Genomic DNA, 14,606 nt, shown 5'->3' on the forward strand with positions numbered 1-14,606 from the left:
AAGTGTTATTTGCGCGACATGGCTAAAATTGTCACCCGATTGGGGGTGCCTAGCATGGCGGGGCGGCGTGCTGAAGGCGAGCTTTATATATGTCTATGAAAATCAACATTATTTGGCAGAGGCGAATAAAGGCGAGAGCGGCGCCTCTTGAAGTTGCGTCGCTCTCATATTTTACCGGATGTCGCATTCGCTACATTCATTTGCGGCCTCGTGTGATGTCGGCGGCAGGCCAGCCGAGGTCCTTGCGCATGTCGATCGGCATGGATTCGATTGCGCGGGCTGCTTGCCACTGCTCCAGGCGTTCGGCAAGCTTGAGCGAATAGGTCGAAAGCGCTGTGAATAGACCAATGCCGAAAGACGGCGAATAATGGCTCTTTTCGGTGGTCCTATAGGTAATGCTGGTCATGTCGGTTTCCTTTCGGGTTGAGGGCGGCTTCCACCCTCGAGTACTGATATGTGCCTGCGACGGGCATCAATCAAACGAATAGATCTTATGGCTACCATAAGCATTCTTGAAGTATCTCCGTTTGGCGCGAGTGCCGGTGATCGGCGGCAGCAACCGATCCGATGGCAGGCCGCGCGCGTTCACATCGTCGATCAGATGCCCGGGCAGACGGGCCATCTCCTGGAGCGTGCGTTGCGTCGTGTGGCGCAGCATTCTTGCCCTGACGTGGGTAAACAGGTTGAAGATGTCTCGAATTGTCTCGGCAACCATGTGGAACTCCTTCTCGGCTGTCCGTTCTGGTCTCTATGCCTGTTAATATGGGGTGCGTTGACAATCAGACAAACGAAATGATATGGTGCTAAAGATCAGAAAAATTGAAAGATGAGACGATGACCGTTCCTTTGCGCCGTCCCATACCGCTGCTCGACAACGACGTGCTGCGAACTTTCGTGGCTATCGCCGAGACGGGCAATTTCTCGACAGCCGCCGATGCCGTATATCGTACGCCGTCGGCCGTCTCGATGCAGATCAAGAAGCTTGAAGAGCAGCTCGGCGTTACGCTGTTCCTGCGCGACGCCCGCTCCGTCAGCCTGACGCATCATGGCGAAATGCTTTTGTCCTATGCTCGCAATATGCTGGCGCTTTCCAACGAGGCCGTCTCCCGGTTCATAATGCCGGAACTCAGCGGCGTCGTGCGTCTCGGGGCGCCCGACGATATCGGCGAGCGCCTGCTCCCGAGCGTCCTCAAGAGCTTCGCGGCGACCTATCCCGGTATCATGGTCGATGTGACCGTCGACATGAGTATCGGCCTGAAGAAGCGCATCGAGGAACAGCGGCTGGATCTGGCGCTGATCAATTGCGCGACGCGACCGTTCCCGACCGACGGTGAGATCATTTATACCGAGAGGGTTGTGTGGGCCGGTGCGAAATGCGGCACGGCGCATCGCCGTGACCCGCTGCCCATCTCAATCTGGGAGGAGGGCTGCATCTGGCGCTCGGATGCTCTTGCGCAGCTTCAGAACAACAAGCGCAACTATCGTGTGGCCTTCCTCAGCGCTCATACGATGGCGCAGCGCGCCGCTGTCGTTTCCGATCTGGCTGTCGCGCCGTTCCCGCGCTCCTACGTTACCGAGGACATGACGATCCTCGGCCCGAACGAGGGTCTGCCTGAGCTCAATACCTTCGATATCAGGCTCCTGACCTCATCGCAGATGACCGGGCCGATGGCCGCTGTGGCCGATAGCATTCGCTATGCTTTCGGCGAGCTGGCGCGCGCTGCCTGAGTTCTATGCTATTCGCGATTGCGGCGCCGGCGTCTTCCGCCGCCTTCGCCGCCGTCATCGCTCGTTGCCTTGCGCTCGGGTAGCGTGACGACCTTTGCCAGTTCCGGAAAGGTGTCGACCTTGTTCGGCAGCGCCATCGCAAAGACGAAATGCTCCTGAAACTTTGATTCAAGCGCCGTCTCTATCTTCTCGATTTTGCTGACTGTTTCCTCGATCTCGCGACGGTAGCCGCGGTTGAGCAGCGCCATGCGGGCGCCGGTGCCGGCGGCGTTGCCGACCGCCTTGACCTTGTCGAGCGGGCAATCCGGAATGAGGCCAAGCACCATCGCGTACATCGGATCGATGAAGGTGCCGAAAGCGCCTGCAAGGCCGATGCGATCGACGTGGTCGATACCCTGCTTGTCCATCAGCAGCTTGACGCCGGCATAGAGTGCGGCTTTTGCCAGCTGGATGGCCCGCACGTCGTTCTGCGTCACCGTGATGCGCGGCTCGCCATCCTGCAGCAGGTAGGAGAATGTGCGACCCGTCTGCAATGTGCGCGGCGAGCGGGCGGCCAGCGTCCCGTCGACAACGCCATCTTCCGAGATAATGCCGGCCAGAAACATTTCAGCGACGACCTCGATGATGCCGGAGCCGCAGATTCCGGTGACGCGAATGTCGGCCGCAGCCTCGGCAAATCCCGGTTCATCCGACCAGGGCTCGATGCCGATGACGCGGTAGCGCGGCTCGAGCGTGACGGGGTCGATGCGGACGCGTTCGATGGCGCCCGGTGCGGCGCGCTGGCCAGAGGAGATTTCCGCGCCCTCGAAGGCAGGACCAGTCGGAGAAGAGGCTGCAACGACGCGCCGGCGGTTGCCGAGTACGATTTCGGCATTGGTGCCGATATCGACGAGCAGCATCATTTCGTCCTGACGGTGTGGACCTTCTGTCAGCGTTGCGGCAGCGGCATCGGCGCCGACGTGACCGGCGATGCAGGGCAGCATGTAGACGCGGGTGCCGGCGTTCATCGGCAGGCCTACCTCGGAGGATTTCAGATGCACGGCACCGGAAACTGCAAGCGCAAACGGTGCGCCGCCAAGCTCCGTCGGGTCGATGCCGAGAAACAGGTGATGCATGATCGGATTGCCGACGAAGACGGCATCGAGGATATCCTGGCGCGAGATGCCGCCATCGGCGCAGACCTTGTCGATCAGCCCGTTCAGCGCCTCGCGCACGGCATTGGTCATGCCTTCGCGGCCGTCGGGGTTCATCATCACGTAGGAAACGCGGCTCATCAAATCTTCGCCGAAGCGGATCTGCGGGTTTGACGTGCCGGCGGAGGCGACTGTGCGGCCGGAAAGCAGCGAAGATAGATGCATTGCGATCGTCGTCGAGCCGATGTCGCAGGCGATGCCGTAGGCCTCGTTCTTCAGGCCGGGGTAAAGCGCGATGATGCGGGGCCGGTCACCGTTTTCCTCATCCTTGTAGATTGCGGCCGTGACCTTCCATTCGCCCTTGCGCAGGATCGATTGCACTTGAGAGATCAGATGGAAATCGACATCGAGATTTTCGTATTTCCAGTCGTTGGTAATCGCCGTCTTCAGGCGATCGAGGTCGCCGAGCGGCTTGTGCATATCAGGCTCCTCGACCTCGACGTAGCACATATGGACCGCCGCATTGCGCTCGATCACCCGGCCATCGCTGTCCTTGCGCACCACCTGCGCGTTGATGACCGTATCCTGCGGCACGTCGATGACGAGGTCGCCGAGGATCTGCGCCGAGCAGGAAAGACGGCGGCCGTCAGGCAGATCACGCACCTCGGCGTAGCGTTGCTCCTTGGGGCCGATGGGAGAGAGGTGGTCGTTGGCCGACACGATCTTGTGCTTGGCGAAATTACCCTCCTGCACGGAGACCTGGCAGCGCCCGCAGGTGGCGCGTCCGCCGCAGACGCTCTCGACATAGACGCCGAGCTGGCGAGCAGCTTCGAGCACCGGCATGCCGACAGGAAAACGGCCACGCTTCCCGGAGGGCATGAAGAGAACGAGGGCGTCTTTATCGGTCATTATGGTGCTTTCAGGCGATGTATTCGTTTGAGTTCACCCTCCCCTTGAGGGGGAGGGTCGGCACGAAGTGCCGGGGTGGGGTGACTTCGTGTGACATCCAATGATCACCCCCACCCGCAGCTTCGCTGCGACCTCCCCCATCAAGGGGGAGGTGGATGCTATTCTGTGGCCGCACCCGCTCCAGCACGCGCCGCTCGGCCGCCTCGACGGCCGCTGCTGGCGCCGGGGGCGGTGGTGGATGCGGCAGCTCCCGCTTCGGCCGGCTTGTAGTCGCGATAGGTCATGATCCAGTTGCCGCAGTTCGCGTCAGTGCCGTTGAGGACGTTGGCGGCACGGACGGCTTCCATTTCCTGCGGGCGGCACGGGTTCATGATCGCCGAGGTCATGCCGGCGCCGATCACCATCGGGATGAAGCCGGCGTTGATGCCGTGGCGGTGCGGCAGGCCGAAAGAGATGTTGGAGAGGCCGCAGGTGGTGTTGACCTTAAGCTCGTTACGCAGGCGATGCAGCAGCGCGAAGACCTGGCGGCCGGCATCACCGAGAGCACCGATCGGCATGACCAGCGGATCGACGATGATGTCGTGCGGCTTGATGCCGTAGTCCATCGCGCGCTGGACGATCTTCTTCGCGACGGCAAAGCGGACGTCCGGGTCCATCGAGATACCGGTTTCGTCATTGGAGATGGCGACGACCGGGACGTCGTATTTCTTGATCAGCGGCAGGATTGCTTCCAGCTTCTCTTCCTCGCCGGTGACGGAATTGACCAGCGGGCGGCCCTTGGCAACTCTCAGCGCCGCCTCGATTGCCGCGGTGACCGAACTGTCGATCGATAGCGGAACGTCGACAAGGCCCTGGACGATCTCGAGCGTTTGCACCAACAGGCCCGGTTCGGTCTCGTTGGGATTGACCGAGGTGACGCCGGCATTGACGTCTAGCATGGTCGCGCCCGCGGCCACCTGTTCGAGCGCGTCGCGGATAACGGTGTCGAAGTTGCCGACGATCATTTCCGCGGCGAGCTTCTTGCGCCCCGTCGGGTTGATGCGTTCGCCGATCACGCAGAACGGCTGGTCAAAGCCGATGATGATTTCGCGAGTGGCGGAAGCAACGATGGTGCGCGTCATGTCTGATCCTCTGGTCAGGGGCCCGATAGAGCTGGTCTAGCGTGCCGCGATGGGTGTTACAAGCAGGCCCGCTCCTCCGCCGGACTGCCCCGAATTTCAGTTTGCTGGCGTATAGTGCGGTGGATGATGGGCGGCAAGTTCTGCCAGCTCCTGCTGGTTCTCGGCCTGGCCTTCGCGAATGTGCTCCCTGCGTTCGGCAACGATCGCGTCGTCGCGGGATGCCTCCCGTTGCCAGGGGCGACGACCCTTGAGCACGCCGCTGTCATGCACCATCTCGGCAACATATTCCTCCTGCCGGTACGCCATGACGTGGATGCCGGAGACACCAGCGATTTCCTTCACTTCATTGATGATGTCGATGCAGAGCTGCTTGCCTTCCTTCTTCTGGTCGGCAGCCCCTTCGATACGCTCGATGATGGCATCCGGGATATGGACGCCGGGCACGTTCGAGCGCATCCAGCGCGCAGTTCTGGCCGATGCCAGCGGGCCGACGCCGACGAGGATGAAGCATTTCTCGTCAAGGCCGAGATCGCGGACCTTCTTCATGTATTCGCGGAACATCGGCACGTCGTAGCAATACTGGCTCTGGACGAACTGGGCGCCGGCCTCGATCTTCTTCGCCAGCCGGTAGGGTCGGAAATCGTAAGGCGGAGCAAAGGGATTGATCGCTGCCCCGAGGAAAACCTGCGGCGGCTTTGTCAGCTTGCGGCCGGAGAGGAATTTTGCGTTGTCGCGCATGATCCGCACTGTTTCGAGAAGCGACATGCAGTCGAGGTCGAAGACCGGCTTGGCGCCCGGCTGGTCGCCGGCCTGGACGCCATCACCTGTTAGGCACATCATGTTGGCGACGCCCATGGCCGCAGCGCCGAGCACGTCGCCCTGGATTGCGATGCGGTTCTTGTCGCGGCAGGCGATCTGCATGATCGGGGCGTAGCCGATGCGCGTCAGCAGCGCGCAGATGCCGACAGACGACATGTGGCAATTAGCGCCTGAAGCATCGACGGCGTTGATGCCATCGACCCAGCCGTTGAAGATCGAGGCGCGTTCGTAGACATCCTCCGGATCGGCGCTGTCAGGCGGATTCAGCTCGGCGGTAACGGCGAATTCGCCGCGACGGAGCACGCGCTCGAGCCGCCCGAGGGAGGAGTGGCCGGGCAGGGGATCGAGCGGCAGGTGTGGGCCAAGCGGGTTCTCGTCGATATGCGCCATAGTGTCAGTTTTCCTTGGCCGGGACTGCCCGTGCGGCTGCCGCCTCCGCCGTGACGCGCAGCCATGAAGAAGTCTCGCGGAGCGACTGGTTCACCGGCTTCTGGATGTTCATGATCCTGTCGCCTCCCGTCATGTTGCGGGATCCATTCCAAGCTTGGACCCAGACGCAAGGCATATCCGGTTCGACTTCGCAGTTGCCATTGGCCCGTACGCCGCCGCAGGGGCCGTTGCGCAACTGCTTCGGACAGTTCATCGGACAGGACATCCCGGTCGACGAGAGTGCGCATTGGCCGCACATCCGGCAATCGAACAGGAATCCTTTCACATGCCGCTCGACAAAGGTGATTGGCCGTTCGACGCGTTCATAGCCGATCGCTTTCCAAAGCGGATGCAGCAGCAGGAAGGTGTCGGCGAAGCGGTGGTAGAACCATTCGAGGAAGCGCGAATGGCGGACGGCCCAGAGGCGGACGGTGTATTTATGGCGCGAACGACGGCTGGGCGAAACGCCCGCTGGCGTAAAGGCGCCGCTGGCGGCCTTGGAGGCGGGCGCTGCGTTTCCGGATCGCTGTTTGTCGTCAGCCATTGTCGCGGCCTCCTGACTTGACCAGTGCGATCAGGCGCTCGCGGTCGAAGGTCTCTTCCAGCTCTGCCGCTGCCTTGTCGGCCTCGGCTTCCAGATCGTCGGAGACTGGTACAGGATCGGCCTTGCGCCATTCCGCCAGGTAGTCGTCGGTTTCCGAAGCACCGGTGCGCATCGCACACATATCGATCGCCTCGGTGAAACGCAGCGAGAGCTCGCGCTTGGCGGTCTTGCGGCCCTGCTTGATAATGACCTGCGCCGGAATATCGCGCCAATAAACCACAATGCGATCTGCCATGCGAAGTCTCTCCTCTTTAGCGCAGCATGCACGTGCCCGCCGCTGCGGACTGCGCTCGCCACGACGCTACACATGCCGAAATACGACGCGCATGTCGCGTCCGCGCCGATTTCGTCATTTCAGATGAGCAGCGGCCGAAAGCAATGGGTGCGGCAGATTTCGTTTGGCAGAAATGCGCCAAAAACTCTTCGGCTCTTGTTCGATTTGAAGGATGCAAGGACGCTAGTGCTGCAGCTCCGCCAATGCGCTTTTCAGCGGCGCCTCGGATATCTGGATCGGGCCTGAGAAAGGCACATCCATGTCGATGATCAGGTAGAGCGACGTCGAGATCAGCAGTGACGCCATTATGAAGGTCGTCACCACCACGGCATTTTTGGGTGCCCTGTACCCGAAGCTTGCGAAGATGAGAACGAGCCAGGCGACCAGCATCGCGATCAGCGGCACCGGGATGGTGCCATCAGTGTGTTCGATGATTGTCCAGCGCTGCTCGACGAGGTTCCGGAGCTGTTGTTTCGCCGACGCAAGTAGCGCCGTCTCATCATCATTCGATGGCGTCAGTGTCGAAAGGCTGTCGCCGACATCGTCGAGCATGCGCTCCGATGTTCGGTCACCCTCCACAAGCGGGTCATCTTTCGGTGAGACGGCGGTCGCAGCAGCCCTTTCCATGTATGCGATGAGTTTTTGGCGGGTGGGATCGGCATCGGCGCCATAGTCGCGCAATGTGCGATCGAGGACGATGATGTCTGTCGCGAAGATATGCAGATCATGATCGATTGCCTCGAAAGTATTCTTGGCGGAATTGATCATCAGGCCCAGCACCAGAGATGTCATGACGACGAAAATATTGGCGACCAGCCTCACGACGCCATTGGTGGCTTCCTCGCGATGGGTCGGCGGCAGCCATTCATAAGTCATCAGGGTGCCGAGCGAGGCGGTAATCAGAATGACGAATACCCCCACGGCGAAGACTATTTCGTACATGCCGTCTTCCCTGTTTTAAAGAAAAGGTCAGGGGAGCCTATTTCGAAATCAGATAGCAAGCAATTCGCGGGCTAAGTCGCCATAGCTGGTGAAGCGATATTCGTATTTCAGTCCAAGATAGTCAGCGGCATCTTTTGCTTTTTTCTGAAGGGCTTCGTCTTCTTCCTGCGACAAATAGATCAACTTCTCGTAATTGCCGAAATACATTTCCTTCAGCTCCGGATGCCGGTCGAGGCCAAGCGGCTGGATGACGAAAGCCTCGAACTGGCGAGCAAGAAAATCGGTCAAAAAGAATGCGGTAAAATCCTGATCGGCGCGCGCGGCAAATTCCTCGTTGCCGGCAAAGAACGAGTAACAGTGCGGCCCGGACAGACGCTCGATGCCCTCTCGCGCGCAGATCTTGTCGATATCTCCGCCGGTGCCGCAATCGGCATAGCCTATGAAGATCTTTTCGAAGCCCTTTTCGCGAGCCTCCACTATCGCCAGTTCCAGTGCAGGCGCGATCTTTTGCGGGTATGAATGATAGATCGCGGGAAGACAGTGAAGATCGATGTGGTCGAGCCCGTTGATCCGGCTGATCGCCAATATCTCGCGCGCAATTGCGCCGCACGCAATTACATGAACTTTTTGCAATGTCGTGCGTTTATCGGTCGGAAGGTTCACTTCTGCCTTATTTTCAGCAAAACCCATATCACGAAGGATCCCCGACCATGTCAGCATCGACCATCGCAAAAGTAAGCGCCGCCTGCGTCGCTCTCATGCTACTCGCTTCCTGCGCCAACACAATCAAAGGCATGGGCAAGGATACGGCCAATACAGTGAACGCAACCCAATCTGCCGGCCATACCGTCAAGAAGGCAGCTCAATAGCCAATTTATGAAATCGGCTGCGACTTTTAAAGGTCGCAGCCGATTTGTTTTCGAGGCGAGATCAGGCGCCGGCAGCGAGGCTGTTGTGTTTGCGCTTCATGAAGTCCTTCGCGGTTTCGACCGCAACGGCGGCGTCGCGGCAGTAGGCATCTGCGCCGACAGCCTTGCCGAATTCCTCGTTTAGCGGAGCGCCGCCGACGAGAACGACGTAATCGTCGCGCATGCCCTTTTCCTTCAGCGTATCGATGACGACCTTCATGTATGGCATCGTCGTGGTGAGAAGCGCCGACATCCCGAGAATGTCAGGCTTTTCGCGCTCGATAGCGTCGAGATAGTTCTCGACCGGATTGTTGATGCCGAGATCGATGACGTCGAAGCCGGCGCCCTCCATCATCATGCCGACGAGGTTCTTGCCGATATCGTGGATGTCGCCCTTTACCGTTCCGATGACCATCTTGCCCTGCTTGGGAGCCCCGGTTGCCGCCAGAAGCGGACGCAGGATATGCATCCCGGCCTTCATGGCGTTGGCGGAGAGCAGGACTTCCGGAACAAACAGGATGCCGTCGCGAAAGTCGATGCCGACAATGCGCATGCCTTCGACCAGCGCCTGGGTCAGGACATCGTAAGGCACCCAACCGCGTTCGATCAGGATGTTGGTGCCTTCCTCGACCTCTTCCTTCATGCCGTCGTAAAGATCGTCGTGCATCTGCTGCACGAGTTCTTCGTCAGAAAGTTCCGAGAGAATGATGTCGTCGTCAGCCATGATCTCCATCCCATTTTGGTGCGCCGCATCAGCGCCTTGCAGACATTCGTGCGTCGGCCGCTTTGTGAAACACTGCCTGATTAAGAGTTAAACCTCAACCATGACAAAACTCTTTTCGAATGCGACGCCATCCGGGTAAATAACGACGATTGTGTCCAGCCCGATTTTAGCCTTGGCGATGTCTGTCCTATGCTAATGGCTGGCGCATTGAGGAATGTTCGTGCGATGAATTAGGATAGCATGCATGCGATGATGGACGCATACATGTGCAGGGAGGAAGCATCATGGACGATACGATCGACGAATCGGCTGCCGCGGTTGAAGCGCCAGGACGGCGTTCGCGCAGCGAGGGCCGAGGTGCCGCAGGCCGCCGCGCGTCGCGAAGCGGCGGCGGGCCGGCTACGTCTCTGCCCTATATCACCCGCAAGATCGCCGTCTACGAGGTCCTCGACGAAGAGGGTCTCCAGATCATTGAGCGCAATGCCGATACTATCCTCGAGGAAATCGGCATCGAATTTCGCGACGACGCGGAAGCTCTGGCTCTCTGGAAAGAAGCCGGTGCCGAAATCAAAGGCGAGCGCGTTTACTTTCCGAAGGGGCTTTGCCGTGAGTTGCTGAAGACGGCGCCCCGGGAATTCACCTGGCATTCGCGCAACCCGGAGCGCAACGTCCAGATTGGCGGTAAGGCGACAGTGTTTGCGCCGGTCTATGGCCCTCCCTTCGTGCGCGATCTGGAAGGCGTTCGCCGCTATGCCACGATCGAGGATTTCCGCAATTTCGTGAAGCTCGCCTATATGGCGCCGTCGATCCATTCGTCGGGAGGCACCGTTTGCGAACCGGTCGATATCCCGGTGAACAAGCGCCACCTCGACATGATCTACAGTCACATCAAATATTCCGACAAGCCATTCATGGGGTCGGTGACGGCGCCGGAACGGGCTGAAGACACTGTCGCGATGGCCAAGCTGGTGTTCGGCGACGACTTCGTCGAGAACAACTGCGTCACACTCAACCTGATCAATGCCAATTCGCCGATGGTGTTCGACGAGACGATGTTGGGCGCGCTGAAGGTCTATGCGCGCCACAACCAGGCGTCGGTCGTTTCGCCGTTCATCCTGTCGGGTGCGATGAGCCCGGTGACGGTCGCCGGAACGCTGTCGCAGATCCTAGCTGAGGTGCTGGCCGGCGCGTCGTTCACGCAGCTTATCCGCAAAGGCTCACCGGTGCTGTTCGGCACGTTCGCCGCGTCGATCTCGATGCAGTCGGGCGCCCCGACATTCGGTACGCCGGAGCCGGCGCTGGTGTCGTATGGCGCGGCTCAGCTTGCCCGCCGTCTCGGCATTCCGTTCCGTACCGGCGGTTCGCTTTGCGCTTCCAAGGTTCCGGACGCACAGGCAGCGCATGAATCGTCCAATACGCTCAATATGACGCTGCTGGCCGGCACCAATTTTGTGCTGCATGCTGCCGGGTGGCTGGAAGGCGGTCTCGTCAGTTCGTACGAGAAGTTCATGATCGACCAGGATCAGCTTGGCATGATGCAGAAGATGGCTGCGGGCATCGACCTCAGTGAAAACGGCCAGGCGCTTGATGCCATCCGGGAAGTCGGACCCGGCAGCCACTATCTTGGCTGCGCCCACACGCTCGCGAACTTCCAAAGCGCATTCTATAGCTCGGCGCTTGCGGACAACAATTCCTACGAACAATGGGAAGTCGAGGGCGAAAAGCGCATCGAACAGCGCGCCAACGCGCTTTGCCGCTCGTGGCTCGATCAGTATGAGGCGCCGTCGCTCGATCCCGCCATCGACACAGCGCTGCTTGATTACATCCAGAAGCGCAAGGATTCGATGCCTGACGCTTTCACCTGAAGAGAGCCCGATGCCGCCAGGGAGCAAGGCGGGGCTATTCGCGTCGCCGATCTTATCCAGAAAGAGGTCTGGCGGCCGCACTACCAGTATAAAGGGCCGCGTTGAGCGCCGCGGCCAATATAGTCTCGAACATCCGTGCGGCACTCGAGCCGCACGGAATTTTCATGCGCGGGACGGTCGGGTTCGCTGATGGCGAGACTGCACCGGCCTTGGCGTCAGGCGCACGGGCGGAAAGCATCGTGCTTCTCGGCAATATCGGTGGATCGATCTGGGAGCCGTTTTCGCAATGGCATGCGGTGCCAGGCAATTCCAAGCGCCACGATCCGCTCGACGACTGGTCGAAAGCGATCATCCGGCCATTGGCTGAAACGCTCGGCGCAACCGCCTATTTTCCGTCGGATACGCCCTGGCAGCCGTTTCAGCGGTGGGCCATGAAAGCCGAGGAGCTGAAGCCGTCACCGCTCGGCATCCTGATCCATCCCGAATACGGCTTGTGGCACGGCTATCGCGGCGCGCTGGGATTTGCCTTCCGGCTCGAGCGGCAACCGGCGCCGACAAGCACATCGCATCCTTGCGACGCTTGCCGCGACAAGCCCTGCCTGACGCGCTGTCCGGTCGGCGCCGTCACGCCCGCCGTGTTCGATCTTGAAACATGCCGCTCGCATCTGAGAACGGCGATAGGTCAGGCGGGCTGCATGAGCGGTGGCTGTCTTGCGCGGAATGCCTGTCCGGTCGGCGCAGCCCATCGCTATTCGGGTGAACAGCTTGCCTTCCACATGGCGGCGCTCAATCTCTAAAATGCCAATTTCTGTTGTTCTGCCGCAATTCGCGTGCGATCTCACGAGGTGAATGGTGAATGGAGTTCCACCTTGATTCGATTGATTGCGGCAATGGCGATGCTTCTCTGGGCAAGCGCCTGTCTTGCGGAGGAGGCATGCCGCCAGGTACATCATCTTGGCGACGGGTATACCGTCTGTACGTTCGATCCGGCCAAGGATGACATCCGGCTTTACCAGAATGATCGAAGCGGGAAGCCGTATGGCTCTTTTCGTGCGCTCAGAAACGATCTGTGGGAGGATCGGACCTATCTCCGGTTTGCCATGAACGGCGGGATGTACGAGGAAGACCAGACACCTGTGGGGCTCTTCATTCAAGCGGGGCGTAAACTGAAGTCGCTCGACACCGGGAGCGGCTGGGGCAATTTCCGGTTATTGCCCAACGGGGTTTTCTATATCGAGCAGGGCCGGGTCGGGGTCATGGAGACCAAGGCTTTTGCGGCGTCGGACAAGAAACCGATTTATGCGACGCAATCCGGCCCGATGCTGGTGATCGACGGCGCTCTGCATCCGGCTTTTCTGATCGACAGCACCAGCTTGAAGGGCCGCAACGGCGTCGGGGTATCGGCGGACGGCAAGGCGGTGTTTGCGGTGTCCGACGGGCCTGTCAGGTTCCATGATTTCGCGACGCTGTTTCGCGATGCGCTCGGCTGCCGCAATGCCCTGTTTCTAGACGGCAGCATCTCCAGCCTCTACGTGCCGGAATGGCAACGCCGGGACAGCCTGTTTCCGCTTGGACCAATCATCGCCGTCACGGAAATGCTTCCCGGCTGAGCGGTGCCGTCAGATTTTCGGATAGGCCCGATCGAGGCCGCCGGAGCGCGTAAGCCCGGTTTTCAAGGCCGCATAAGCCGGATGCTGGCTCGCTTTCGCCGCTTCCATCAGCCGGATTTGCAGGCGGGTCGGCGCCGAATTTCCAAGCCACTCGCCGATCTTTTCCAGTTTCAGAGCGTTGAGGAAGCTGGCCTTGGCCGATCGATCGAGATGCCGGTGCAGTCCGTCGATCAGACTTTCGTCCTGCAGCGCATTTTCCATCAGAAGTTTGATGAAGGCTTTGTCGCCCTCTGCAAAGGCGGCGAACTTATCCGCGACCGCATCCTGGTTGGGGAAAGTCGTTGCTGCGTTCATGGTCATAGGCTCGCTTATCGAATGGCATCTTTAGTGTCTTTTCGTAGTGGTCGTCGCTTTCCCGAGGCTTGCTCAACCCGGAAGTTCAGATTGCCATGCGCAAGGCTGGAACCAGCCTAGATTGCCAATATCGTGTAATCGGGCGGCGTCATGCGTTCGAACCCGGCAGGCGCGATCACGAGGAATAGAAATGTACGCTGAGGCACAGACCACATTCGATGCCATTTCGGGCAGCCGCAGCGCGCTCAGTGCCTTTCCCGGAGGATGGGACTACCATCGGAACCGCCATTGCATCTGGGTGGTGTCGCCGATCGGTTATGTTCACAGCCGTGCATTCGAAGAGGTTGCGCTCGGGCTTCACTATGCCTTCGACGAACTTGGTGGGCGGGCACCGCTGATATCAGAGCCTTCCAACTGGAATGGCAGGATTCCCATCGTTTTCGGTGCCAACCTGCTGCCTGCGGAAGCTGCCGGCTGGCTTCCAAAGGGCACGATCCTCGTCAACCTCGAGCAGGTCTCGAAGGAGAGCAGCTGGATCAGCGGTGCCTATGTCGGGCTGCTCCGGCAATTTCCGGTTCTGGACTATAGTGCTCGCAACAGGGACGAACTTTACCGGCTCGGGATAACCCATGCCGGGCTGCTGCGCGTTGGCTACAACAGCGGGCTCACCCGGATCGCGCATGCGCCTGTCAAGGATATCGACGTGCTGTTTTACGGCTCGCTGAACGAGCGGCGGCGGGATTTGCTGCGGGCCTTGCAAAATGCCGGCTTGAACGTCGCCAACCTGTTCGGAGTCTATGGCGCGGAGCGGGATGCGATCATCGCGCGCTCCAAGATCGTCATCAATATTCACCACTTCGATGCCCAGGTGTTCGAGATCGTGCGCGTCTCGTATCTGCTCGCCAATCGCGTCTGCGTCCTGACCGAGGGATATGCCGACGATCCAGACATGGCTCCCTATGTCGAGGGGCTCGCCTTTGCTCCCTATGGCGACCTCGTCGAGCGCTGCCTGTCGCTTATCGAAAATCAGGGCGAGCGCGATCTATTGGCGGAGCGAGGCTTTGAGATCATGAGCGGAATTTCTCAGAGCGCGATCCTGCGAGAGGCAATCGGGCGATAATCGTCGCGAAATCTATCCTGAGCAGAATTATCCCGGAGCAAGTCGTCTTGCTCCGGCTATCCGATT

General features: G+C 59.8%; 17 protein-coding genes. 6 read left to right on the top strand and 11 right to left on the bottom strand.

Going from position 1 to position 14,606, the window contains the following annotated elements; all coding sequences use genetic code 11:
• Positions 1 to 196 precede the first annotated feature (196 nt).
• Positions 197 to 406, bottom strand: coding sequence for a hypothetical protein (locus CPY51_RS15010; protein ID WP_111161047.1), 210 nt, complete (start codon positions 404 to 406; stop codon positions 197 to 199).
• 66 nt (positions 407 to 472) lie between these two features.
• Complete coding sequence (locus tag CPY51_RS15015) at positions 473 to 715, bottom strand: hypothetical protein (RefSeq protein WP_111161048.1); 243 nt, start codon at positions 713 to 715, stop codon at positions 473 to 475.
• 119 nt (positions 716 to 834) lie between these two features.
• Here CPY51_RS15015 and CPY51_RS15020 point away from each other — a divergent pair, with 119 nt between their 5' ends.
• The gene (locus tag CPY51_RS15020; RefSeq protein WP_111161049.1) at positions 835 to 1,728 is read left to right on the top strand and encodes a LysR family transcriptional regulator; all 894 of its coding nucleotides are present in this window, start codon (positions 835 to 837) and stop codon (positions 1,726 to 1,728) included.
• An 8-nt stretch (positions 1,729 to 1,736) separates the two neighbouring features.
• Here the strand turns inward: CPY51_RS15020 and CPY51_RS15025 are convergent, their stop codons facing one another.
• From CPY51_RS15025 to CPY51_RS15055, 7 genes are all read right to left on the bottom strand, one after another.
• Entirely contained in the window at positions 1,737 to 3,770 is a 2,034-nt protein-coding gene (locus CPY51_RS15025) for an ASKHA domain-containing protein (protein WP_111161050.1), read from the bottom strand.
• Between the two features lie 158 nt (positions 3,771 to 3,928).
• Entirely contained in the window at positions 3,929 to 4,891 is a 963-nt protein-coding gene (locus tag CPY51_RS15030; RefSeq protein WP_111161051.1) for a methyltetrahydrofolate cobalamin methyltransferase, read from the bottom strand.
• A 96-nt stretch (positions 4,892 to 4,987) separates the two neighbouring features.
• Complete coding sequence (locus CPY51_RS15035) at positions 4,988 to 6,100, bottom strand: methylenetetrahydrofolate reductase (protein WP_111161052.1); 1,113 nt, start codon at positions 6,098 to 6,100, stop codon at positions 4,988 to 4,990.
• A gap of 4 nt (positions 6,101 to 6,104) precedes the next feature.
• Entirely contained in the window at positions 6,105 to 6,683 is a 579-nt protein-coding gene (locus tag CPY51_RS15040; RefSeq protein ID WP_111161053.1) for a methylenetetrahydrofolate reductase C-terminal domain-containing protein, read from the bottom strand.
• The gene (locus CPY51_RS15045; protein WP_111161054.1) at positions 6,676 to 6,978 is read right to left on the bottom strand and encodes a virulence factor; all 303 of its coding nucleotides are present in this window, start codon (positions 6,976 to 6,978) and stop codon (positions 6,676 to 6,678) included. Before CPY51_RS15045 ends, CPY51_RS15040 begins: the two co-directional genes overlap by 8 nt.
• Before the next feature lie 222 nt (positions 6,979 to 7,200).
• Entirely contained in the window at positions 7,201 to 7,959 is a 759-nt protein-coding gene (locus CPY51_RS15050; RefSeq protein ID WP_111161055.1) for a bestrophin-like domain, read from the bottom strand.
• 48 nt (positions 7,960 to 8,007) lie between these two features.
• Positions 8,008 to 8,649, bottom strand: coding sequence for a DUF1638 domain-containing protein (locus CPY51_RS15055; RefSeq protein WP_111161056.1), 642 nt, complete (start codon positions 8,647 to 8,649; stop codon positions 8,008 to 8,010).
• Positions 8,650 to 8,669: 20 nt separating this feature from the next.
• Between CPY51_RS15055 and CPY51_RS15060 the strand changes: the two genes are divergently transcribed.
• The gene (locus CPY51_RS15060; protein WP_111161057.1) at positions 8,670 to 8,828 is read left to right on the top strand and encodes an entericidin domain-containing protein; all 159 of its coding nucleotides are present in this window, start codon (positions 8,670 to 8,672) and stop codon (positions 8,826 to 8,828) included.
• 61 nt (positions 8,829 to 8,889) lie between these two features.
• On the opposite strand, the gene CPY51_RS15065 is transcribed toward CPY51_RS15060, so the two are convergent.
• The gene (locus tag CPY51_RS15065) at positions 8,890 to 9,591 is read right to left on the bottom strand and encodes a corrinoid protein (RefSeq protein WP_111161401.1); all 702 of its coding nucleotides are present in this window, start codon (positions 9,589 to 9,591) and stop codon (positions 8,890 to 8,892) included.
• A gap of 284 nt (positions 9,592 to 9,875) precedes the next feature.
• Here CPY51_RS15065 and CPY51_RS15070 point away from each other — a divergent pair, with 284 nt between their 5' ends.
• The 3 genes from CPY51_RS15070 to CPY51_RS15080 all read left to right on the top strand — a co-directional run bounded on the left by CPY51_RS15070 (position 9,876) and on the right by CPY51_RS15080 (position 13,066).
• A complete protein-coding gene (locus CPY51_RS15070) occupies positions 9,876 to 11,456 on the top strand; it encodes a trimethylamine methyltransferase family protein (RefSeq protein ID WP_111161058.1) in 1,581 nt (526 codons plus the stop codon).
• A gap of 164 nt (positions 11,457 to 11,620) precedes the next feature.
• Positions 11,621 to 12,253: a 4Fe-4S dicluster domain-containing protein gene (locus CPY51_RS15075; RefSeq protein ID WP_244598682.1), complete on the top strand. Its 633-nt coding sequence runs from the start codon at positions 11,621 to 11,623 to the stop codon at positions 12,251 to 12,253.
• 93 nt (positions 12,254 to 12,346) lie between these two features.
• Positions 12,347 to 13,066 (top strand): phosphodiester glycosidase family protein, encoded by a 720-nt coding sequence (locus CPY51_RS15080; protein WP_195909553.1) that lies wholly within the window; start codon positions 12,347 to 12,349, stop codon positions 13,064 to 13,066.
• Positions 13,067 to 13,075: 9 nt separating this feature from the next.
• Here CPY51_RS15080 and CPY51_RS15085 read toward each other — a convergent pair whose 3' ends face one another.
• On the bottom strand, positions 13,076 to 13,420 hold the full coding sequence (locus CPY51_RS15085; RefSeq protein ID WP_111161402.1) for a hypothetical protein: 345 nt from the start codon (positions 13,418 to 13,420) through the stop codon (positions 13,076 to 13,078).
• 190 nt (positions 13,421 to 13,610) lie between these two features.
• Between CPY51_RS15085 and CPY51_RS15090 the strand changes: the two genes are divergently transcribed.
• Positions 13,611 to 14,540, top strand: a complete 930-nt coding sequence (locus CPY51_RS15090) for a CgeB family protein (RefSeq protein WP_111161061.1) — start codon at positions 13,611 to 13,613, stop codon at positions 14,538 to 14,540.
• Positions 14,541 to 14,606 lie beyond the last annotated feature (66 nt).

Origin of the sequence: Arminella tubonensis (genome assembly GCF_003240585.1) — a bacterium.
GTDB classification, from domain to species: domain Bacteria; phylum Pseudomonadota; class Alphaproteobacteria; order Rhizobiales; family Rhizobiaceae; genus Rhizobium; species Rhizobium tubonense.